The following is a 21,674-nucleotide window of genomic DNA, read 5'->3' as shown; positions in this document are numbered from 1 at the left end:
CCACCGTAGGTCGAGACGCTCAGCCTGGTCGCCCGGCGATCCAGGTCTGGACGACGAGGGGGACGCCGGGGCGGTACGCCAGGTGCACGTGGGTGGGGGCGTCCAGGACCGCGAGGTCCGCCCGCCGGCCGACGACCAGCGCGCCGACGTCGTCGCGGTCGAGCGCCTCCGCCCCGCGGTACGTCGCCGCGTGCACCGCCTCGGCCGGGGTCATCCCCATCTCGCGCACGGCGAGCGCGATGCACAGCGGCACGGAGCTGGTGAAGCAGGAGCCGGGGTTGCAGTCCGACGCGATCGCCACCCGCACCCCGGCGTCGATCAGCCGCCGGGCGTCGGGGTAGGGCTGACGGGTGGAGAACTCGACGCCGGGCAACAGGGTGGCGATGGTGCCGCTGTCCCTGAGCGCGTCGACGTCCTCGTCGGCCAGGTAGGTGCAGTGGTCCACGGCGAGCAGGCCGAGCTCGGCGGCGAGCCGGACGCCGTCCCCGTAGCCGAGCTGGTTGGCGTGCAGCCGCCCCCTCAGGCCGGCCCCGGCGCCGGCCCCGAGGATGGCGCGGGCCTGGTCGGCGTCGAACGCACCGCGCTCGCAGAACACGTCGATCCACCGGGCGTGCTCCCGGGCCGCGTCGAGCATCGGGCCGGTCACGAGGTCGACGTACTCCCCCGGGTCGCCGTCGGGGACGACGTGCGCACCGAGGTAGGTCGTCTCCTCGGTGAACTGCCGGGCCACCGCGAGGCTCCGGGCCTCGTCCTTCACGGTGAGGCCGTAGCCGCTCTTGATCTCGACGGTCGTCGTGCCCTGGCGACGCATCTCCTCGACGAGCCGGGCGACGTGGCTGGTGAGCTGCTCGTCGGTGGCCGCCCGGGTGGCTGCGACGGTCGTGCGGATGCCGCCGGCGGCGTACGGCGTGCCGGCCATCCGCGCGGCGAACTCCTGGGCCCGGTCGCCGGCGAAGACCAGGTGGGAGTGGGAGTCCACGAAGCCGGGCACGACTGCCCGGCCGCCGAGGTCGACGCGCTCGTCGGCGTCGGGTGCGTCGGCGGCCCGGCCGGTCCAGGCGATCCGGCTGCCCTCGACGACGAGCGCGGCGTCCTGGACCAGGCCGAGCAGGTCCTCGGCCTCCGGGTCGTTGGTGACGAGCTCGCCGATGTTGGTGATCAGGGTCGTGGTCACGGTGCTCTCCCCCAGAGTGTGCTCAGCGCCTCGTCGAGCTCGCGCCCGATCTCCTCGTGGTCGTCCCTGGTGGCGACCACCCGGCCGCTCGCGACCACGTGGGTGACGTCGGCCGCGGTGGCGGCGAAGACCGCGGTGTTCTCGTCGGCCCCGGTGCCGGCGGTGCGCGGCCCGGTCGTGCCGATCGTGACCAGGTCGGCGCGCTCCCCGACCGCGATCTGCCCGCCGGCGCCGATCGCGAGCAGCTCGGCCGCCGACCAGTGGCCGCGCACCTGCGTCGCGAGCCGCTCGTCCATCTCGAGCCCGCGCAGCTCCTCGAACGGGTCGATCACCGCGTGGCTGTCGCTGCCGATGCTGATCCGGCAGCCCGCCGCGACGAGCCGGCGCGCCGGGCCGATGCCGTCGGCCAGGTCGCGCTCGGTCGTCGGGGTGATGCAGGCGTTGGTCCCGGTGCTGCCGAGCAGGTCGACGTCCTCGTCGGTCAGGTGGGTCGCGTGCACGACCGTGGTGCCGGGGCCGAGCAGCCCCTCGTCGTGGAGGAGCCGGGTGGGGGTGACGCCGTACGCCGCGAGGCACGCCTCGTTCTCCGCCACCTGCTCGGAGAGGTGGACGTGCAGCGGCGCCCGGCCCCGGAACACGCGCAGCTGGTCGCGCGGGACGGCCCGGACGGAGTGGATCGCGGCGGGCCCGTCGCCGACCCGCTCGGCCCACCGCTCCGCCGTCCCGTCGCTCCAGCGGAGCTGGACGCCCTCGGGGGGCGCGCCGAAGCCGCTGCTGAGGTAGCAGGTGTCGAGCAGCGTGATCGCGATGCCGGCCTCGGCTGCCGCTGCTCGCAACGCGTCGCCCATCGCGGGCTCCGGGTCGTGGAGGTAGTGGAACTCGCTGACGCTCGTGTAGCCGGACGCCGCCATCTCGCGGTAGGTGGCCCGCGCCAGGGCGAAGTAGCTGTCCGGGGTGAGCTGCTCCGCCACGGCGTACATCTGCTCGCGCCAGGTCCAGAACGTGCCGCGCTCCCGCTGGGTCCGGCCCCGCAGCGCCCGGTGGAACGCGTGGCTGTGGTCGTTCGCGAGGCCCGGGATCGTGAGGCCGCGGAGGGTGGCGGCGTCTCCGGTCGGGTTCCTCCGGTCAGCCGGAGAGACCCTCGCGAAGCGACCACCCTCGATCTCGACGAGCACGTCGTCCCGGACGGCGCCGTCGACCCAGGCCCGCTCGAGCAGGTAGGAGGTCACCGGGCGAGCCGTTCCAGGGTGTCGGCGAGGGCGGAGACGCCGACCAGGCAGTCGGGCATCTCGGCGTGCTCGGCCGGGGAGTGCGAGACGCCGGTCGGGTTGCGCACGAAGAGCATCGCGGTCGGGATCCCGGCCGCGGCCAGGATGCCGGCGTCGTGCCCGGCCTGGGTCGGGATCACGGGCCAGTCGCCGCCCTCGTGGTCCGCGGCGACGAGCGCGGCCAGCGCCGGGTCGAACGCGACCGCGCGCGACACCGACTCGGGCGTCATCGTCAGCGTCGTCCCGTCGCGGGCGGCCCGGTCCGCGGACTGCGCGGTGATCGCCTCGACCAGCTCCTCCAGCTCGGCGTCGCTCGCGCACCGCGCGTCGAGCCACGCCCGGACCAGGGACGGTACGGCGTTGGTGCCGTTCGGCGTGACCTCCACCCGGCCGAACGTCGCCCGCTGCCCGGCCAGGCGTGCCTGCTTGTTCGCCCCGAGCGCCGTGAACGCGTAGGTGAGCATCGGGTCCACGCGGTCCTCCATCCGCGTGGTGCCGGCGTGGTTCGCGGCGCCGGCGAACTCGAAGCGGTACCTCCCGTGGGGCCAGATCTCGCTCGCCACCCCGATCGCCTCGCCGCGGTCGACCAGGTCGCGGCCCTGCTCGACGTGCAGCTCCACGAACGTGCCCACCGACGACAGCAGGGACGACGTGCCGCCGGGCACCACGTCACCGAGCGCCACGCCGTCGCGGTCCGTCAGCTCCCGGGCGCGGTCCCACGCCATCGCGCCGGTCGCGAGCCGTGAGCCGAGGCAGGCCAGCCCGAAGCGGGAGCCCTCCTCCTCGGCGAACACCGAGACCCCGATCGGTCGCGCCGGCGCGAACCCGCGCGAGCGCAGCAGGTCGACGGCGGCCAGCGCGGAGACGACGCCGAGCGGGCCGTCGTACGCCCCACCGTCCAGCACGGAGTCGAGGTGCGAACCGGTCAGCAGACCCGGGCCCGAGCCGGCGTCCCACCACGCGACGACGTTGCCCAACCCGTCGGCCTCCACCCGCAGCCCGCGCGCCGCGCACTGGGCCTCGAACCAGGCGCGGAGCTCCTGCTCGGGAGCGGTGAACGGCTGCCGGAAGTAGCCGCCGGACGTGGCCGACCGCCCGACCGGGGCGAGGTCGTTCCACATCCGCTCGAAGTCATCCGGCACAGTTCCTCCCATGGAGTTCCAGGACGTGGTCCGCCGCCGCAAGATGGTCCGCAACTACTCGACCGAACCGGTCGACCCGGACATCGTGGACCTGGCGCTGCGCAACGCGACCCGCGCCCCGAACGCCGGCTTCAGCCAGGGCTGGGCGTTCCTGCTGCTGGACACTCCCGAGGACGTCGCGCGGTTCTGGGACGTGACCGCGGACGACGCCGCCCACCCGGACACGTGGCTCGCCGGGATGATGAAGGCGCCGGTCGTGATCCTGCCGTGCTCCAGCAAGGCGGCGTACCTGCGGCGGTACGCCGAGGGCGACAAGGGCTGGACGGACCAGGACGAGGCCCGGTGGCCGAAGCCGTTCTGGGACATGGACACCGCGATGGCGGCGCTGCTGATGCTGCAGACCGCGACCGACCACGGCCTCGGCTCCTGCTTCATCGGCATCCCACCCGTCCGCGAGGACGCGGTGCGCGCGGCGTTCGCGATACCGGACGACTTCGACCCGGTGGGTGTCGTGACCATCGGCCACGCGGCCGAGACCGTCGGGGCGGCCGGGTCGTCGACCAAGCGGCCGCGCAAGCCGATGGACGGCCTGGTGCATCGCGGGCGTTGGTGACACGGGACCAGTCCATCGGGGCGACGTCCCGCGGTCAACGACCGCGCCGTACCGCGGGTCTCGCATCCGAGACGGACTAGCCTCGGGCCGTGACGCACCGCGGAGTCGAGAAGCTGCAGGCCCTGGTCCGGATCCCGACCGTCTCGCACCGCGACCGCAGCCTCGTCGACGTCGGCGTGTTCGACGCGTTCCTGGCCGAGCTGGCCACGCAGTTCCCGCTGCTGCACGAGCGGCTCGAGCCGACCCCCGTCGACACCCACGGCCTGCTGTTCCACTGGCCCGGGCGGAGCGCCGACCGGCCGGTGGTGCTGATGGCCCACCTCGACGTCGTACCCGTCGACGACGAGGAGCGGTGGACGCACCCGCCGTTCGGCGCCGAGATCCACGACGGCGCGGTCTGGGGCCGCGGGACCCTGGACGACAAGGGTCAGCTGGTCGCGGCGTGCGAGGCGGTCGAGACCCTGCTCGAGCAGGACTTCGTGCCCGCGCAGGACGTCTGGCTGTCCTTCGGCTGCAACGAGGAGGTCTCGGGCGACGCGGCTCCGCTCGCCGTGGCAGAGCTGGAGCGGCGCGGCGTACGCCCGTGGTTCGTCCTCGACGAGGGTGGCGCGATCGCGGCCGAGGCCTTCCCCGGCGTGGCCGCCCCGATCGGCGTGATCGGCGTGACGGAGAAGGGGGTGACCTCCCTCGAGCTGCGGGTCGAGGGCCGCGGCGGGCACGCGTCGACCCCAGCCAGGAACGGCCCGACCGCCCGACTGGCGCGTGCCATCACCCGCCTGGACCGCCACCAGATGTCCGCGAGCACCCCCGAGCCGACCGTCGAGCTGCTCCGCCGGCTGGCGCCGCACGCGTCCGCCGCGCTGCGGCCGCTGATGGCGAACGCCGGGCGGCTGGGCCCGCTGCTGACCCGGGTGCTGATCGCGGCCGGCCCCGAGCCGGCCGCCATGACCCGGACGACGTTCGCGATCACGACGCTGTCCGGGTCGCCCGCGCTCAACGTCATCGCGAGCACGGCGCGGGCCGGGGTGAACGTTAGGATCATGGTCGGCGACACGGTCGCCTCGGTCCTCGAGCACGTCCGGCGGACGATCGACGACGACCAGGTCCGGGTGAGCGTGGTCGACCAGCACGAACCGAGCCCGGTGTCGCCGATGGACGAGGCGTTCGGGCTGCTCGAGGCCACGATCCGCGAGGTGTTCCCCGACGCCGTACCCGCGCCGTACGTCATGATGGCGGCCACCGACTCGCGGTTCTTCACCCGGATCTGCACCCGGGTCTACCGGTTCGCGCCGTTCCGGATGACGAAGGCCCAGCGGGAGTCGATCCACGCGTACGACGAGCACCTCGGGGTCGACGCCTTCGTCGACGGCGTGCGGTGGTACCAGCGCCTGATCGAGAGGATCCCCGAGTGAGCATCACGGCCGACCCCCGGGCGCGGAGCCTCCTCGCGATCGTCGGGTTCCTCGTCTGCGTCGAGCTCGCCAGCGGTGTGCTCCAGGGGTTCTACACGCCCATCTACAGCGACATCGCCGACCACCTCGACATCAAGGACGCCGACGTCAACTGGTTCGAGGCGGCCCAGCTCATCGTGTCCGCGCTCGTCGTACCTCCGCTGGCCCGGCTCGGCGACCTGGTCGGCCACAAGAAGGTGCTGCTGCTCTCCACCGCGGTCACCGCGCTCGGCTCGTGGATCCTGGCGTTCGCGCCGTCGTTCACGACGTTCCTCATCGGCTTCGCCGTCCAGGGCGCGTACGTCGTGTGGCTGCCGCTCGAGGTCGCGATCATCCACCGGCGTACGGCCGACACCGGTCGGCAGAACCTGCTCACCCGCCGGGGTGCCGCCGTCCTCGTCGGGGCCCTCGAGCTGGCCGTGATCATCGGCGCGGTGACCAGCGGCGCCCTGGTCGAGGCGACGTCGATGACGTTCCTCCTGGCGTTGCCGGCGATCGTCGTGACGGTCGTGCTCGTGGTGATCTGGTTCGGCATCGAGGACGCTCCCGGTACGTCGACCGGCGGGCTCGACCTCGGCGGCCTGGCCCTGCTGACGACCGCGCTCGGCCTGGTGATGGCCGGCCTGATCGTGATCCGCCTCGACGGCCCCGGCAGCGTGCCGGCCTGGGGCCTGGTCGTCCTCGGCCTGCTGGCCCTGGTGCCGTTCGTCCGCTACGAGGAGGCCCAGGAGCAGCCGCTGGTGGACATCGGCCTGCTCCGCGCGCCCGGTCAGTGGCCGGTGCAGCTGACGGCGTTCCTGTTCGGCATGTCGGTGCTCGGGGCGCAGATCCCGCTGTCGACGTTCGCCCGCACCGACCCGGACGTCGCCGGCTACGGCCTCGGCGCGACCGCCGGCTTCGTCTCGACGTTGATCGGGGTGTACGTGATCTTCCTGGCGGTCGGCGCGTTCACGCTGCCGCTGACGACGCGGCTCCTGGGCGCGCGCGGCGCGCTGGTGACGTCGGCGCTGCTGGTCGCCGTCGGGTACGCGCTGTGGCTGCCGTTCCACGACCACACCTGGCAGGCGCTGATCAACATGGCCGTCGCCGGTCTCGGCTCGGGCGCGCTCGTCGCGGCGCTGCCGGCCACCGCGGCCGCCGCGGCACCGCCGGAGCGGACCGGCTTCGCGACCGGGATGACGAACGCGACCAAGACCGTCGGCGGCGCAATGGCCTCCGCGATCTTCGCGATCGCGCTCTCGGCCACCGGCTCGATCGCGGACCCGGCGAAGGGACATGCCCCGCTCTCCGGCTACCTCACCGTCTGGACCGTGTGCGCCGTCGCTGCCCTGCTCGCGGCGTTCGCCCTCCTGATGCTGCCCCGGCACGTCGCCGAGGAGCCCACGCCCGCCCTGCGGTAGGCGGTTTCCGGTAGTCCCTGGCGAAAATGCTCTCGATCGGCCCGGCCGGGAGCAGTTTCGGCAGGGACTATCGTCGAAGAGTGCCCGAGAGCGAGGAGAGGTCGGAGGGCCGTCCGGATCGCGGTCCCGAGCGCAGGGACGTGCCCGCGTCGGGATCGGCGGCCGCCCGGGCGCGCATCGAGCAGCAGCAGACCTGGGTGGACCTGCAGATCCGGCAGGCGATGGAGCGTGGCGAGTTCGAGAACCTCCCCGGGGCCGGGAAGCCGATCGAGGGCCTGGGCGAGCACCACGACCCGGACTGGTGGCTGAAGAAGCTGGTCGAGCGGGAGCGGATCACCGTGCTGCCGCCGAGCATCGCGCTCCGCAAGGAGGACGCCGAGCTCGACGACGCGCTGGACAAGCTGTTCTCCGAGGGGGAGGTGCGCCGGCACGTCGAGGACTTCAACGCCAGGGTGGTCCGGGCCAGGTACTCGCTGCACCCTGGCCCGCCGCTGATCACGATGCCGCGGGACGTGGAGGCCACCGTGGCCGCCTGGCGGGAGCGTCGCGAGGCACGACGGAGCCGGCGTACGGAGCCCGCCGTACCTCCCCGTGAGCGGCACTGGTGGAATCTCCGGAGGAGACGTCCCGAGGGAGGGTCATGAAGAACATGGGTGTGGTCGGCGGCGGCCTGATGGGCTCCGGCATCGCCGAGGTCAGTGCGCGCGCCGGCCAGGACGTGGTGGTCGTCGAGTCCGGCGAGGAAGCGGCGAAGGCCGCGCTCGGCCGGCTGGAGAGGTCGCTGGAGCGCGCCGCCGCGAAGGGCAAGATCGACTCGGTCGACGAGGTCCTGGGCCGGGTCCGGGTCGTCACCGACCTGGACGCCGTCGCCGACCGCGACGTCGTGGTCGAGGCGATCGTCGAGGACGAGGCCGCCAAGGTCGCGCTGTTCCGGCAGCTCGACACGATCGTCACGACCCCGGACGCGATCCTCGCCTCCAACACCTCCTCGATCCCGATCATGAAGCTGGGCGTGGTGACCTCGCGGCCCCAGCAGGTCATCGGCATCCACTTCTTCAACCCGGTGCCGGTGCTCCAGCTGGTCGAGCTGGTGCCCTCCCTGCTCACCTCCGGCGACACGACCGAGCGGTCGCGGGCGTGGGTGCAGGACGGGCTGGGCAAGCAGGCGATCGACTGCCAGGACCGCGCCGGCTTCGTGGTCAACGCGCTGCTGATCCCGTTCATCCTCTCCGCGATCCGGATGTTCGAGTCCGGCTTCGCCTCCGCCGAGGACATCGACCGCGGCCTGGTGCTCGGCGCCGCGCACCCGCAGGGTCCCTTGGCGCTGGCCGACCTGATCGGCCTGGACACCACGAAGGCGGTCGCGGAGTCGTTGTACGAGGAGTTCAAGGAGCCGCTGTACGCCGCCCCGCCGCTCCTGCAGCGCATGGTCGACGCCGGCCTGCTCGGCCGGAAGACCGGCCGCGGCTTCTACACCTACGGCTGACTGTCAGATCCGTCATACCGACGGGTAGCGATCCGCTGCTACGTTCCGGCGCATGAGCGGATCCCGCAGCGCGAAGGACTTCTTCCGGCCCCTGGCGGTGGGCGCACCGACCCCCCTCACCGAGATCCCGGCGCGGCCCAGCCGGGCGATCCACTTCTTCGACCCGAGCAACCCGAAGATGGCCGCGAAGGTGCCGGACATGGTGGGCACCGTCGACGTGCTGCTCGGCAACCTCGAGGACGCGATCAAGGCCGACAACAAGGTCGCCGCCCGGGACGGCCTGGTGAAGATCGCCCAGGAGACCGACTTCGGCCCGACCCAGCTGTGGACCCGCGTCAACGCGCTCGACAGCCCGTGGGTCCTCGACGACCTCACCACGCTCGTCCCGCAGATCGGCGACAAGCTCGACGTCGTGATGGTGCCGAAGGTGCAGGGCGCCGAGGACATCCACTACGTCGACCGGCTGCTCGCCCAGCTCGAGGCCAGGGCCGGCCTGCAGAAGCCGGTCCTCGTGCACGCGATCCTCGAGACCGCCCGCGGCGTCGCGAACGTCGAGGAGATCTGCGGCGCCAGCCCGCGCATGCAGGGCGTCTCCCTCGGCCCGGCCGACCTCGCCGCCGACCGGCGGATGAAGACCACGCGGGTCGGCGGCGGTCACCCCGGCTACCTGGTCCGCGAGGACCCGCCGAGCGAGAACGGCGTGGCGAACATCGAGGCCAGCCGCGCGACGTACCAGCAGGACCTGTGGCACTACACGATCGCGCGGATGGTCGACGCGTGCGCGATGCACGGGATCTACCCCTACTACGGCCCGTTCGGCGACATCGCCGACGTGGTCGCGTGCGAGGACCAGTTCCGCAACGCCTACCTGCTCGGCTGCGTGGGCGCCTGGAGCCTGCACCCCAAGCAGGTCACCATCGCCAACCGTGTCTTCAGCCCCAGCGTCGCCGACGTCGCGCACGCGCGGCGCGTGGTCGCCGCGATGGGCGACGGCACCGGTGCGGTGATGCTCGACGGCAAGATGGAGGACGACGCGTCCCTCAAGCAGTGCCTGGTGATGGTCGAGCTCGCGGAGCAGCTCGCCGCCATCGACCCCGAGCTGAAGAAGCAGTACGACGAGGTGGAGGCGTGAGCGACTTCCTTCCCCTCCGCAGCGTCCTCTACATGCCGAGCTCGAACGAGCGCGCGCTGGAGAAGGCGAAGTCCATCGCCTGCGACGGCCTGATCCTCGACCTCGAGGACGCCGTCGCCCCGGACGCCAAGCCGGCGGCGCGGGAGGCCGCCTGCGCGGCCGCCGCCAGCGGCGACTACGGCCGGCGCACCGTCACCATCCGCGTCAACGGCATCGGCACCGAGTGGCACGAGGCCGACCTCGCGGCCGCCGCGCAGGCCGGCCCGGCCGCGGTCGTCGTGCCCAAGGTCGACAGCGCCGCCGAGGTGCAGCAGCTCGTCGACGCGCTCGAGCGGTACGGCGCCCCGGACCACACCACCGTCTGGGCGATGGTCGAGACGCCGGTCGCGATCCTCGACGCGCTCGCGATCGCCCGCGCGTCCGAGCGGCTCAGCACGCTGGTGATGGGCACCAACGACCTGGTCAAGGAGCTGTACGCCGAGCACGTGCCCGGCCGCGCCCCGATCCTTCCCAGCCTGCACACCGCGCTGCTGGCAGCGCGCGCCGCCGGCATCGCGATCCTCGACGGCGTCTACAACGACGTGCAGGACACCGACGGCTTCCTCGCGGAGTGCCGGCAGGGCCGCGAGATGGGCTTCGACGGCAAGACCCTCATCCACCCCGGCCAGGTCGACGGCGCCAACGCCGCCTTCGCCCCCTCCGAGCAGGCCGTCGAGGACGCGCGCGGCCTGATCGCCGCGTTCGAGGACGGGCAGGGCTCTGGCGTGGTCACCTACCACGGCAGGATGGTCGAGAACCTCCACGTGGAGTCCGCCCGTCGCACGCTCGCGATCGACGAGGCGATCCGGGCCCTGGGCTGATCCACCGGAAGGTTTGCGGCGGACGCCGCGCTGGGTACGCACCTCCTGGGACACTCACAGGGAGGTACGGAAATGGTGATTCTCGGTCTGATCCTCTTGATCATCGGCCTGCTGGCGAACATCCCGGTGCTCACCACCATCGGCGCGATCCTGCTGGTCGTCGGCCTGATCCTGAACCTGGTGCCGATGGGCGGCACCCGGCGGAGGGTCTACTAGCGCTCCGCGCGCTCCAGGAAGTCCAGGACCTTCGCCGCGGGCATCTCGCACGGGCGGAGCTCCTGGGCCACCGTCGTCAGGTACGCGTTGGTGCTGACCACGTCGGAGCCGTCCAGGGCCTCGGCGTACAGCGACACCGCACGGCCGCCGGCACGCAGCGTCTTGGTGACGCCGTACCGGCGGCCGTCGTACGTCGCCTCGGACCAGCCCTCAGGGAACCGGTCGAGGAGCTCGACGAGGCTGCGGGAGCCGCTCAGTCCTGGCCCCGGCGCAGCTGCTCGTCCAGCCAGAGCTTCACGCTGCCGAGCACTCCGGCGACGTCGTGCACCATCTTGCCGAGCGCGTCCTGGCTCTGCCTGAAGGCGTCGGAGTAGCTGCGCGCCGCCTCGGCCGCGGCCTCGGTCACCTTCGCCTGGTCGTCGTCCTGCCGGCGGGGGTACTCACCCGTGAGGATCCGCGTGTACTCGCCGGAGTCGACCCACTTGCGGAGCTCGCTCGCCCGCACCACGGCGAACGGGTGCGAGCGGTTCTCGATCAGGAGCAGCTTGAGCACGGAGTCGCGCAGGTCGGCGTCGTCGTACTCCTGGCCCTGGGCGAAGAACGACGTCGTGTCCAGGTCGTCGAGGTGACCGCCGCTGGCGAGCTGCATGTGCACGCGGAACGCCGTCGCCGGGTCCTGGGTCGCGAGCAGGCCGGCGCGGTCGGCGGACAGCTCGGCCTTGCGCGACCACTCGTACAGCGCCGCCATGATCGCGCGCAGCCCGAGGCCACCTGCGGGGATCGCCGCGAGCACGCCGCTGAGCTGGATCATCCGCTGCAGCAGGGTCTGGTAGACCGCGTGGCCGCTCATCGCGTGGCCGAGCTCGTGGGCGACGACGAAGCGCAGCTCCTCCTCGTCGAGCAGGTCCACGAGTCCCGAGTTGAGCACGATGAACGGCTTGTTCATGCCGATCGTGAGGGCGCCGAACGCCGGGTTGGCGACGACGTACAGCTCGGGCAGCTCCGGCGCGTCGAGCGTGCGGCCGACCTCGCTGAGGATCCGGTGCAGGTTCGCGAACTGGCGCTCGTCCGCGCGGACGGCCGAGCCCAGGAACACCAGGCGCACGGCGCGCTCGTTGAAGAGCCCGGCCATCGCCTTGAGGATCGTGTCGAAGCCCTTGAGCTTCCGCAGCGCGACCAGCGCGCCCCGGTCGGCGGGGTGCTCCCACGCGCGGGAGCTGATGTCGGTCAGCGTGGCCCGGGACCGGACCGGTTGGGTCGTCACGCGCTCACTCTGACACGGGAATCCGAACGCCGCGGTCGTTCGCGACCTCCACCGCGCGGTCGTAGCCGGCGTCCACGTGGCGGATCACGCCCATGCCCGGGTCGTTGGTGAGCACCCGCTCGATCTTCTCGGCCGCGAGCGGGGTCCCGTCGGCGACGCAGACCTGGCCGGCGTGCAGCGAGCGACCCATGCCGACGCCACCACCGTGGTGGAACGACACCCAGGTCGCGCCCGACGCGGTGTTCACCAGCGCGTTCAGGATCGCCCAGTCCGCGATGGCGTCCGAGCCGTCGAGCATCGCCTCGGTCTCGCGGTACGGCGACGCGACCGACCCGCAGTCGAGGTGGTCGCGGCCGATCACGATCGGCGCCTTCAGCTCGCCCGACGCCACCATCTCGTTGAACTTGAGGCCGGCGAGGTGGCGCTCGCCGTACCCGAGCCAGCAGATCCGCGCCGGCAGGCCCTGGAAGTGGACCCTCTCCTGGGCCATCGTGATCCACTTCCGCAGCCGCTCGTTCTCCGGGAAGAGCTCGAGGATCGCGCGGTCCGTCGCGGCGATGTCGGCGGGGTCGCCGGACAGGGCGGCCCAGCGGAACGGGCCCTTGCCCTCGCAGAACAGCGGCCGGATGTAGGCCGGGACGAAGCCCGGGAACTCGAAGGCGCGGTCGTAGCCGCCCTTGCGCGCCTCGTCACGGATCGAGTTGCCGTAGTCGAAGACCTCGGCGCCCCGGTCCTGGAACTCGACCATCGCCCGGACGTGGGTGGCCATCGAGGCCTGGGCCTCCTTGGTGAAGCCCTCGGGGTCGGCGGTACGCCGCGCCTCCCACTCCTCGAACGGCACCCCGGCCGGCAGGTAGAAGAGCGGGTCGTGCGCCGAGGTCTGGTCGGTGACGACGTCGATCGGCGCCTCCATCTCGAGCAGCCGCGGCAGCAGCTCGGCCGCGTTGCCGAGCACCCCGATCGAGAGCCCGCGACGCTCGTCCCGCGCGGCGACCGCCAACTCGACGGCCTCCTTCAGCGAGGCGGCTCGGACGTCGAGGTAGCGGTGGTCGATCCGGCGCTGGATGCGCGAGTCGTCGCACTCGATGCAGATCGCGACGCCGTCGTTCATGGTCACCGCCAGGGGCTGCGCGCCGCCCATCCCGCCGAGGCCGGCGGTCACGGTGATAGTGCCGGCCAGCGTCCCGCCGAACTTCTTGTCGGCGACGGCCGCGAAGGTCTCGAAGGTGCCCTGGAGGATGCCCTGGGTGCCGATGTAGATCCACGACCCGGCGGTCATCTGGCCGTACATCGTGAGGCCGAGGTCCTCGAGCCGGCGGAACTCCTCCCAGTTCGCCCAGTCGCCGACCAGGTTCGAGTTCGCGATCAGCACCCGCGGCGCCCACGGGTGCGTCCTCATCACGCCGACCGGCTTGCCGGACTGCACGAGCATCGTCTCGTCGTCGCCGAGCGTCGTGAGGGTGCGCACCAGCGCGTCGTACGCCTCCCACGAGCGGGCGGCCTTGCCCGTGCCGCCGTACACGACCAGGTCCTCCGGGCGCTCGGCCACCTCGGGGTCGAGGTTGTTCATCAGCATCCGCAGGGGGGCCTCGGTCTGCCACGACCGGGCGGTCAGCTCGGTGCCACGGGCGGCACGTACTTCCTTCACGACAGTTCTCCGATCACGGACTCGGCGGCTGAGAGGACGGCGCCCGACGCGACCAGCCCGACGGCGGTCTCGATCTCGGGCGACAGGTGGCGGTCGGGGCCGGGGCCCTCGATGCCGGAGGAGCGGAGCAGGCCGACGACGGCAGCGGTCGCCGGCGACGGCACCAGCGGCGCGCGCAGGTCGAGCGCGCGGGCGGCGGTCAGCACCTCGATCGCGACCACCCGGGTCAGCCCGTCGACGGCGCGACGGAGCTTGCGCGCGGCGGACCATCCCATCGACACGTGGTCCTCCTGCATGGCGCTGGAGGGGATCGAGTCGACCGAGGCGGGTACGGCGAGCCGCTTCAGCTCGGACACGATCGCGGCCTGCGTGTACTGGGCGATCATGTGCCCGCTGTCGACGCCCGGGTCGTCGGCGAGGAACGGCGGCAGCCCGTGGTTGCGTGCCTTGTCGAGGAAGCGGTCGGTACGCCGTTCGCTGATCGAGGCCACGTCCGCGGCGACGATGGCGAGGAAGTCGAGCACGTACGCCACGGGCGCGCCGTGGAAGTTGCCGTTCGACTCGACGCGGTCGCCGACGACGACGGGGTTGTCCACGGCCGCGGCGAGCTCGCGGCCGGCGACGAGCGCGGCGTGGTCCACGGTGTCGCGGGCGGCGCCGTGCACCTGCGGCGAGCACCGCAGCGAGTAGGCGTCCTGCACCCGGTTGCAGTCCGGGCCCCGGTGCGAGGCGACGACGCCGGAGTCGGCGAGCAGTCGCGTGAGGTTGGCGGCGGACAGTGCCTGGCCCGGGTGCGGCCGGATCGCCTGCAGCTCCGGTGCGAACACCCGGTCGGTGCCGAGCTGGCCCTCCACCGACATCGCCGCGGCGATGTCCGCGGTGCGCAGCAGCATCCGCAGGTCCTCGATCGCCAGCACCAGCATGCCGAGCATGCCGTCGGTGCCGTTGATCAGCGCCAGCCCCTCCTTGGCGGCGAGCTCCACCGGCTCCAGGCCGGCCGCGGAGAGCGCCTCGGCGGCGGGCAGCAGCGCGCCGGAGGCGTCGCGCACGCTGCCCTCGCCCATCAGCGCGAGCGCACAGTGCGAGAGCGGTGCCAGGTCGCCGGAGCAGCCGAGCGAGCCGTACTCCCGCACCACCGGCGTGATGCCGTGCGCGAGCAGGCCGGCGAGCAGCTGGGCGGTCTCCACCCGGATGCCGGTGCGACCGGTCGCCAGGGTCGACAGCCGCAGCAGCATCAGCGCGCGCACCACCTCGCGCTCGACCTCGGGCCCGGAGCCTGCGGCGTGCGAGCGGACCAGCGAGCGCTGCAGCTGGGCGCGCATCCCGGTCGGGATGTGGCGGGTCGCCAAGGCGCCGAACCCGGTCGAGACGCCGTACGTCGGGGTCTCCGCCGCGGCCAGCTCCTCGACGACGTCGCGAGCGCGGGCGATCGCCGCCAGCGCATCCTCGCCCAGCTGGACGGGCTGACCGTCGCGGGCGACCGCCACGAGCTCCTGGGGCGACACCGGCCCCACTCCTACAGTGACCATGCCGCCATCCTCCTGCCCGCCCCGGCACCCCACCAGAGCGCCGCCCCGGCCGATGTCTGGCATCCGAGACGTGCGTCACGCCGGCATAACGCGGGTATGGAACGGTCCGTTGGGGGGAACAACAGCCACACACCAGACGACTCGGCGTCGGGGACCTGCACGGGGGACGCCGCGACCACAGGGAGCACCAGCAGATGACACGCCTCACCAGAACGGCCGCGGTGATCGCCGCTACGACCTTACTGACCGGTGGCCTGACGGCCGCCTCCGGCACGGCCACGGCGCAGACGGCCATCGAGCGCAGCAGCCGCGAGGCCGGCTTCGCACTCAAGGCCGCGGGCTACGGCACGCGCGCCAGCGGCGGCCAGGTCCCCGCCGGCTCGCGCGACACCGCCTTCATGGCGATCGGCTGTGGCACCAAGGTCGGGATGGAGCGCGAGAACCACGAGGCGCAGGCCGCCCTGCCGGGCGGCGCCGGCACTGTCAGCGGCGTGCGCACCGACCTGTGGACCGCCCGCAAGGACGGTGGTGTCCACTCGTACGCCCGCAACCGCACCGCGAACGTCGTCCTCGCCCAGAGCGGGCTCGGCACCCTCCGGATCAGCGCGATCACCTCGCTCGCCCACGCCTGGCACGACGACAAGGGTTTCCACGCCGAGACCAAGGTGAACCTCGGCGAGCTGCAGTTCGTGTCGCCGACCGGTGACGCGCAGGAGCTGGAGCTGCCGACGCCCGGCCAGCCGGTCGAGATCCCCGGCCTGGCCAGGATCACCGTCGGCCAGTCCAAGAAGACCGTCGCCGACAGCGGGGCGACCGCCGAGTCGAACGCGCTCCGGGTCACCTTCATCCCGTCGGCGACCCGGCTCACGGTCGGCCACGCGGCGGCCCAGGCGCTCGACGGCATCAAGCACGGCACGTTCCACGGCTACTCCTCGGCCACCCGGTCGAAGGCCGCGGACGACAGCGTCACCAGCGGGCGGACCCCGCTCTCGCTGATGCCCTGCCAGGGCACCGACGGCGAGGTGCACACGAAGGCGATCGCCGACGTGGACCTCGGCGACCAGATCATCGTCCAAGGCCTGCGCAGCCAGCAGTCGGGCAAGCAGCTCCCGGGCAAGAGCGTGGCGATGGAGCGCGGCTCGGTGGCCGGTCTCGACCTCGGTGACGGACAGCTCGTCGTCGACGCCGTCGTCGGACAGGCCAACGTCACCCGCCAGAACGGCAAGACCACCTCGAACACCGACGGCACGACGCTCGGCACCATCACCGCCAACGGCGAGCCGCAGAGCTTCCCCGACTCCGACGTCATCGAGATCCCGGGCGTGGCGAAGCTCGAGCGCAACATCGTCCAGAAGTCGAAGTTCGGCATCTCCGTGGTGGCCCTGCGGATCACGCTGCTCGACGGCACCGGCGCGGTGATCGACCTGGGCGTGGCCCAGGCCAAGATCCGCTGACGGCTTTCTCACACACCACTCCACGAGACGCGGCGCCGTACGCCGTGCGCGGGAGAGTTGACTGGGTCGGGTGACCCAGACGCTCGGCCCCGCGCACGCCGTCGGCGCCGCGCGTCGTTGGGCGATGCTGGCCGCGAGCACGTTCGCCCAGGCCGCGACCGCGGTGATGGTGCACGGCCCGGCGTTCCTCATCCCGGCGCTGCACGCGAGCGGCCTGACCCTCGCCGAGGCCGGCCTGGTGGCCGCGTCACCGACGCTCGGCGTGATGCTCACGCTGGTGGCGTGGGGCGCGGTCGCGGACCGGCGCGGCGAGCGCTTCACCCTCCTCACCGGGCTCGCCGCGACCACGGCCGCGGGGCTCGCGGCCGCCCTCTCCGGCGGTACGGCGCTGCTCGTGGTCACGCTGTTCCTCGCCGGCGCGGCCGCCGCGAGCACGAATGCCGCCGGCGGGCGGGTGGTCGTGGGCTGGTTCCCGCCCGAGCGGCGCGGGCTCGCGATGGGCGTCCGGCAGATGGCGCAGCCCGTCGGCGTCGGCGTCGCCGCCATCTCGATCGCCGTCGTCGCCGACGGCGCCGGCGTGCACGCCGCCATCTGGGTGCCGACCATCGCATGCGCCCTCGCGGCCCTCGTGGTCGCGGTCGTCGTCGTCGACCCCCCGCGACCGGAGCGGTCGGCGGTGGCCGCGGCGGAGAACCCGTACCGCCGCGACTCCTACCTCGCCCGCATCCACGGTGTCTCCGTGCTGCTCGTCGTGCCGCAGTTCCTCGTCTGGACCTTCGCCCTCGTCTGGCTCGTGCAGGACCGGGACTGGTCGCCCGCCGCGGCGGGCACCGTGGTCGCGGTCGCCCAGGTCGTCGGCGCGCTCGGCCGGATCGGGGTGGGCCACCTCTCCGACGTGGTCGGCGGCCGGATGCGGCCGCTGCGCTGGGTGTCGGTCGCCGCGGCCGCGACGATGGCGCTGCTCGGCCTCACCGCCGCGCTCGACCTGGCGGTCGCCGTCCTGCTCGTCGTGGTGGCGACGCTGGTGACCGTCGCCGACAACGGGCTCGCGTTCACCGCGGTCGCGGAGCGGGCCGGCCCGTTCTGGTCCGGGCGCGCCCTCGGCATCCAGAACACCGCCCAGTTCCTGGCCGCCTCCGCCGTCCCACCGCTGGCCGGGCTGGCCGTCACCCACGCCGGGTACGCCGCGACGTTCGCGCTCGCGGCGGCCTTCCCCCTGGCCGCCCTGCCGCTGGTACCGGTCCGCGAGGAGCGTGAACTGAGCTGACAGGGGGTACGGCGTCGTCGGGGACCAGACAGAGGGAGAACAGATGAAGGTCATCGTGTGGATCATCGTGATCGTCGTGATCCTGGCGATCATCGCCGCCGTCGTCGTGACGCTGAACCGGCGCCGCCAGGAGCAGAACCGCCAGCGGGCCGCAGAGCTGCGCACCAAGGCCGCCGCCCACGAGCCCTCGGTCGACGTCGCGCGCCAGGAGGCCGCGGAGGCCGAGGCCCGCGCGGAGATCGCCCGCGCCGAGGCGGAGCGCGCCGAGCAGCGGGCGACCGAGGCCACCCACGGCCTGCACCAGGAGGAGGCCCGCCAGGAGGACGTCCTGCGTGAGGCCGAACAGATCGACCCCGAGGGACGGCACCGCTCGAGCTAGGGCCCTAGTCTCGCGCCATGAGCCAGGTGCCCGCTGCGACCAGGGCGCTGCGGGTGCTGCGGTTCCTGGCCGGCCAGCCCGACCCGGTCCCGCTCGACCGGATCATGCGCGCGTGCGAGCTGCCGCGCAGCACGACGTACCACCTCCTCCACGTGATGGAGGAGGAGGGCTTCGTCGTGCACCTCGCCGACGAGCACCGCTTCGGCCTCGGCCCGGCGGCGTTCGAGCTCGGCAGCGGGTACGCGCGCCAGGAGCCGCTCCAGCGCATCGCCCGCCGCCCACTCGCCGACCTCGTCGACCGGGTCGCGCAGTCGGCGCACCTCGCGATCCTGCACGGCCGCGAGGTCCTGTACGTCGTCGAGGAGCGCGCACCGCGTCGCCCGCCACTGGTGACCGACGTCGGGGTGCGGCTGCCGGCCCACCTGACCGCGAGCGGGCGCGCGATCCTCGCGAGGCTGCCCGCCAGCCAGGTGCGGGCGCTGTACCCGTCGGCCACGGAGTTCGTGGAGCGGCACGGCCGCGGGCCGGCTGCCCCCAGCGCGCTGCGGGCGCTGCTGTCCGACACCCGGCAGCGCGGGTACGCCGTCGAGGACGGCGAGGTCACGCCCGGGCTCGCGAGCGTCGCGGTCGCCGTGCTCGACCACAACCGGCACCCGGTCGCCGCCGTGGCGGTGACCTACCCCGACGACTCGGACGCCGACGGCCTCCCGGAGGCCGTCACACACACCGCCGGCCTGCTGACCCGTCGGATCAGCGGGACGGTGACGCCGCCGGGCTAGACCTCGGTTCGCCGGGGGCGGGCACCGGGAACCATCACCCGGTCCCGCTCCGCTCGTTGGAGGGGCACTCGCACGCGAAGGAGCTCCGCCGGTGACCGTCCGCCCCACCACCCGCCGCCTGATCTGGGCCACGCTGGCCGGCACGACCGCCGTGGCCGTGGCGATCTCGCTCGGCGGCGCCACCGGCCTGCGCGCGGGCGGGCTGAACCAGCGCTACGCCTTCGCGCAGAACGCGCTCGGCAGCCTCGAGGCCGACAAGAACGCGATCTCGCGCGCCGGCGAGCTCGGTGACGTGACCAGGGACCCGACCACCGCCGCCGAGAAGGCTGCTGCCGCGGCGTACGTCGAGCGGGAGCGCGAGCTCCCCGACCCCCAGCTCACCAGCGTCCCGGTGACGGAGAAGCGGCTCGAGCACCCGGAGGACCGGTACGCGCTGGCCAACGGGTGCTACTCGCTCACCCCCGGCGGCGAGCCGCTCTACTTCAAGCCGACCGACCTCGGCCGGTACCTCATCTACGACGCCGACCGTCGCTTCGTGGTCGCCGAGGGCGACCGACCGGACGCGCCGAGCGCCGAGACCGTCTGGCGGATCGCCAGGGTCGGCACCGGTCGCTACTCGTTCCAGAACGCGACCGGCGCCCTCGAGGTCGACGGCGCCCGCAGCTTCCGGCCGACGCTGACGACGGGCTGCACGGCGTACCCCGAGTCGCAGATCGACGTCCGCGGCCGGCCGCACGCCGGCATCACGCCGTACCAGGAGGTCCGGGGGTACGTCGACGCGCACACCCACGGCATGGCCTTCGAGTTCCTCGGCGGCGACGCGCACTGCGGCAAGCCCTGGGACCAGTACGGCGCGCCGTACGCACTGGTCGACTGCCCCGACCACACCGCCACCGGCGGGTACGGCGGCGTGCTCGAGTCGGTGCTCTCCGGCGAGCCGCACCACGACCCGGTCGGCTGGCCGACGTTCAAGGACTGGCCGGCGCCGAACTCGCTCACCCACGAGGGCACCTACTACCGGTGGCTCGAGCGGTCCTGGCGTGGCGGGCAGCGGATCTTCGTGAACCTGCTGGTCGAGAACAACCAGCTGTGCCAGCTCTACCCGATCAAGCACAACTCCTGCGACGACATGGACTCGATCCGGCTCCAGGCGTCGGACATGTACCAGATGCAGGACTACATCGACGCCCAGTTCGGCGGCCCGGGCAAGGGCTTCTACCGGATCGTCCGCAACCCGTGGCAGGCCCGGAAGGTGATCAATGCCGGGAAGATGGCCGTGATCATGGGCATCGAGACCAGCGTCCCGTTCGGCTGCACGTTCAAGGCCGAGCCCGGCGGCGACGTGCCGGCCTGCGACGTCGACGACATCTCCCGCCAGGTCGACGAGGTGAAGAAGCTCGGCGTCCGCCAGATGGAGCTGGTCAACAAGTTCGACAACGCGCTGTCCGGCATCGCCGGCGACGAGGGCGAGGTCGGCGCCGCGGTGAACTCCGCGAACTTCCTCGAGACCGGGACGTACTGGGACATGCAGCACTGCGACCCCGACATCCCGGGCGCGCACGACCACAACCAGCTGGCGGCCCCCGACATCTCAGCCGGCCAGCAGGACGCGCTCTTCGGGGCGGTCGCCGAGCTGTTCGGCCCGCTGAACCTGCCGGCGGCGCCGGTCTACCCGCCCCCGGACCACTGCAACTCCCGCGGCCTGACCACCCTCGGCGAGTACACGATCCGCAAGCTCGCCCGGGAGCACATCATCTTCGACCCCGACCACATGAGCGTGAAGGCGCGGACCGCGGCCCTCGACCAGATCGACGACCTGGGCTACCACGGCGTCGTCTCCAGCCACTCCTGGTCGACGCCGGACGCCTACCCGCGGATCTACGAGGAGGGCGGCTTCATCACGCCGTACGCCGGCGACTCGACCGGATTCGTGGAGAAGTGGAAGGCGCACGTCGGCTGGGCCGACCCGCGCTACTACTGGGGCATCGGGTACGGCGCCGACATGAACGGACTCGGCGCACAGGGCGACCCCCGTGGCGCCGACGTGCCGAACCCGGTCAGCTATCCGTTCACGGGCCTCGGCGGCGTGACCGTCGAGCAGCAGCACGCCGGCGAGCGGGTCTACGACATCAACGTCGACGGCGTCGCGCAGTACGGCCTCTACCCGGACTGGATCCAGGACCTCACCGAGGTCGCGGAGTCCGAGCAGAAGGGCGACGGCGCGCGGATCGAGGCCGACATGGAGCGTGGTGCCGAGGCGTACCTCCAGATGTGGGAGCGCGCGGAGGGCATCGCACCCGACTCGTGCCGCAACCCCGAGCTGCGCAAGGGCGTCGACCGGGCGACCGCGTTGATCCACCGGGGGATGACGACCAAGCAGGTGATGGAGGCGGTCGGGCAGCCGTACGAGCGGCTCGGCTCGACGTACTCGTTCTGCGCGAAGGCGCCCGGTGACCCGAAGGTGACGGTCACGGTGACGTTCTCCGGCACCGGCCGGGTGACCGGGCTGCGCCGGACCTGAAGTTACCAGCCGGTAGGATCCTTCTCACGTCCTCCGGGCGCTGACGTGGCCGGAGCCGGCGAATAGGCTCACGGTCGCGCACCCCGGCGCG

20 protein-coding genes are annotated in these 21,674 nt (G+C 72.8%); 13 read left to right on the top strand and 7 right to left on the bottom strand.

The features are described from left to right. Nucleotides 1-19: 19 nt before the first annotated feature. Genes hutI through N538_RS0115480 form a run of 3 tightly spaced genes read right to left on the bottom strand, consistent with a single transcriptional unit; the run spans nt 20 to nt 3,584 of the window. Nucleotides 20-1,174: an imidazolonepropionase gene (gene hutI / locus N538_RS0115490; protein WP_028638039.1), complete on the bottom strand. Its 1,155-nt coding sequence runs from the start codon at nt 1,172-1,174 to the stop codon at nt 20-22. Next, nucleotides 1,171-2,403, bottom strand: coding sequence for a formimidoylglutamate deiminase (locus N538_RS0115485; protein ID WP_028638038.1), 1,233 nt, complete (start codon nt 2,401-2,403; stop codon nt 1,171-1,173). The genes hutI and N538_RS0115485 overlap by 4 nt, the downstream gene beginning before the upstream one ends. Then, the gene (locus tag N538_RS0115480; protein WP_081790505.1) at nt 2,400-3,584 is read right to left on the bottom strand and encodes an allantoate amidohydrolase; all 1,185 of its coding nucleotides are present in this window, start codon (nt 3,582-3,584) and stop codon (nt 2,400-2,402) included. Before N538_RS0115480 ends, N538_RS0115485 begins: the two co-directional genes overlap by 4 nt. A gap of 10 nt (nt 3,585-3,594) precedes the next feature. On the opposite strand from N538_RS0115480, the gene N538_RS0115475 reads away from it, so the two are divergent. The 8 genes from N538_RS0115475 (at nt 3,595) to N538_RS29075 (ending at nt 10,742) form a co-directional block, all read left to right on the top strand. Then, on the top strand, nt 3,595-4,197 hold the full coding sequence (locus N538_RS0115475) for a nitroreductase family protein (RefSeq protein ID WP_028638036.1): 603 nt from the start codon (nt 3,595-3,597) through the stop codon (nt 4,195-4,197). A gap of 89 nt (nt 4,198-4,286) precedes the next feature. Further along, nucleotides 4,287-5,609 carry a M20 family peptidase gene (locus N538_RS0115470; RefSeq protein ID WP_028638035.1) on the top strand — a complete coding sequence of 441 codons (1,323 nt, stop codon included), beginning with the start codon at nt 4,287-4,289 and terminating at the stop codon, nt 5,607-5,609. Then, a complete protein-coding gene (locus N538_RS0115465) occupies nt 5,606-7,048 on the top strand; it encodes an MFS transporter (RefSeq protein WP_028638034.1) in 1,443 nt (480 codons plus the stop codon). The genes N538_RS0115470 and N538_RS0115465 overlap by 4 nt, the downstream gene beginning before the upstream one ends. Nucleotides 7,049-7,128: 80 nt before the next feature. Beyond that, nucleotides 7,129-7,692: a J-domain-containing protein gene (locus N538_RS0115460; protein WP_036570730.1), complete on the top strand. Its 564-nt coding sequence runs from the start codon at nt 7,129-7,131 to the stop codon at nt 7,690-7,692. Continuing rightward, entirely contained in the window at nt 7,689-8,534 is an 846-nt protein-coding gene (locus N538_RS0115455; RefSeq protein ID WP_028638032.1) for a 3-hydroxybutyryl-CoA dehydrogenase, read from the top strand. Before N538_RS0115460 ends, N538_RS0115455 begins: the two co-directional genes overlap by 4 nt. Before the next feature lie 52 nt (nt 8,535-8,586). Next, the gene (locus tag N538_RS0115450) at nt 8,587-9,666 is read left to right on the top strand and encodes an HpcH/HpaI aldolase/citrate lyase family protein (RefSeq protein WP_028638031.1); all 1,080 of its coding nucleotides are present in this window, start codon (nt 8,587-8,589) and stop codon (nt 9,664-9,666) included. Further along, nucleotides 9,663-10,526: an HpcH/HpaI aldolase/citrate lyase family protein gene (locus tag N538_RS0115445; RefSeq protein WP_028638030.1), complete on the top strand. Its 864-nt coding sequence runs from the start codon at nt 9,663-9,665 to the stop codon at nt 10,524-10,526. Before N538_RS0115450 ends, N538_RS0115445 begins: the two co-directional genes overlap by 4 nt. Nucleotides 10,527-10,598: 72 nt before the next feature. Further along, nucleotides 10,599-10,742, top strand: a complete 144-nt coding sequence (locus N538_RS29075) for a hypothetical protein (protein ID WP_197025357.1) — start codon at nt 10,599-10,601, stop codon at nt 10,740-10,742. Here N538_RS29075 and N538_RS29360 read toward each other — a convergent pair. From N538_RS29360 to hutH, 4 genes are all read right to left on the bottom strand, one after another. Next, nucleotides 10,739-10,879: a hypothetical protein gene (locus tag N538_RS29360; protein ID WP_231496238.1), complete on the bottom strand. Its 141-nt coding sequence runs from the start codon at nt 10,877-10,879 to the stop codon at nt 10,739-10,741. The genes N538_RS29075 and N538_RS29360 overlap by 4 nt on opposite strands. 116 nt (nt 10,880-10,995) lie before the next feature. After that, nucleotides 10,996-12,006, bottom strand: a complete 1,011-nt coding sequence (locus N538_RS25720; protein WP_036570727.1) for a M48 family metallopeptidase — start codon at nt 12,004-12,006, stop codon at nt 10,996-10,998. Nucleotides 12,007-12,010: 4 nt separating this feature from the next. After that, the gene (hutU, locus tag N538_RS0115425; RefSeq protein ID WP_028638028.1) at nt 12,011-13,654 is read right to left on the bottom strand and encodes a urocanate hydratase; all 1,644 of its coding nucleotides are present in this window, start codon (nt 13,652-13,654) and stop codon (nt 12,011-12,013) included. Further along, nucleotides 13,651-15,183: a histidine ammonia-lyase gene (gene hutH, locus N538_RS0115420; protein ID WP_028638027.1), complete on the bottom strand. Its 1,533-nt coding sequence runs from the start codon at nt 15,181-15,183 to the stop codon at nt 13,651-13,653. Before hutH ends, hutU begins: the two co-directional genes overlap by 4 nt. 194 nt (nt 15,184-15,377) lie before the next feature. Between hutH and N538_RS0115415 the strand changes: the two genes are divergently transcribed. The 5 genes from N538_RS0115415 (at nt 15,378) to N538_RS25710 (ending at nt 21,583) form a co-directional block, all read left to right on the top strand. Continuing rightward, entirely contained in the window at nt 15,378-16,637 is a 1,260-nt protein-coding gene (locus N538_RS0115415) for a choice-of-anchor P family protein (RefSeq protein ID WP_155992130.1), read from the top strand. A gap of 70 nt (nt 16,638-16,707) precedes the next feature. Next, nucleotides 16,708-17,904 (top strand): MFS transporter, encoded by a 1,197-nt coding sequence (locus N538_RS0115410; protein WP_028638025.1) that lies wholly within the window; start codon nt 16,708-16,710, stop codon nt 17,902-17,904. 43 nt (nt 17,905-17,947) lie between these two features. Then, nucleotides 17,948-18,283, top strand: a complete 336-nt coding sequence (locus tag N538_RS25715; RefSeq protein WP_051549338.1) for a hypothetical protein — start codon at nt 17,948-17,950, stop codon at nt 18,281-18,283. A gap of 17 nt (nt 18,284-18,300) precedes the next feature. Beyond that, entirely contained in the window at nt 18,301-19,062 is a 762-nt protein-coding gene (locus tag N538_RS0115400) for an IclR family transcriptional regulator (protein ID WP_028638024.1), read from the top strand. 91 nt (nt 19,063-19,153) lie between these two features. After that, nucleotides 19,154-21,583: a hypothetical protein gene (locus tag N538_RS25710; protein WP_051549337.1), complete on the top strand. Its 2,430-nt coding sequence runs from the start codon at nt 19,154-19,156 to the stop codon at nt 21,581-21,583. Nucleotides 21,584-21,674 lie beyond the last annotated feature (91 nt).

It is taken from the genome of Nocardioides sp. URHA0032 (assembly GCF_000620645.1).
Taxonomy (GTDB): Bacteria; Actinomycetota; Actinomycetes; order Propionibacteriales; family Nocardioidaceae; genus Nocardioides.
Note: the sequence above shows the minus strand (reverse complement) of the source record. Positions and strands in the feature narration are given on the sequence as shown.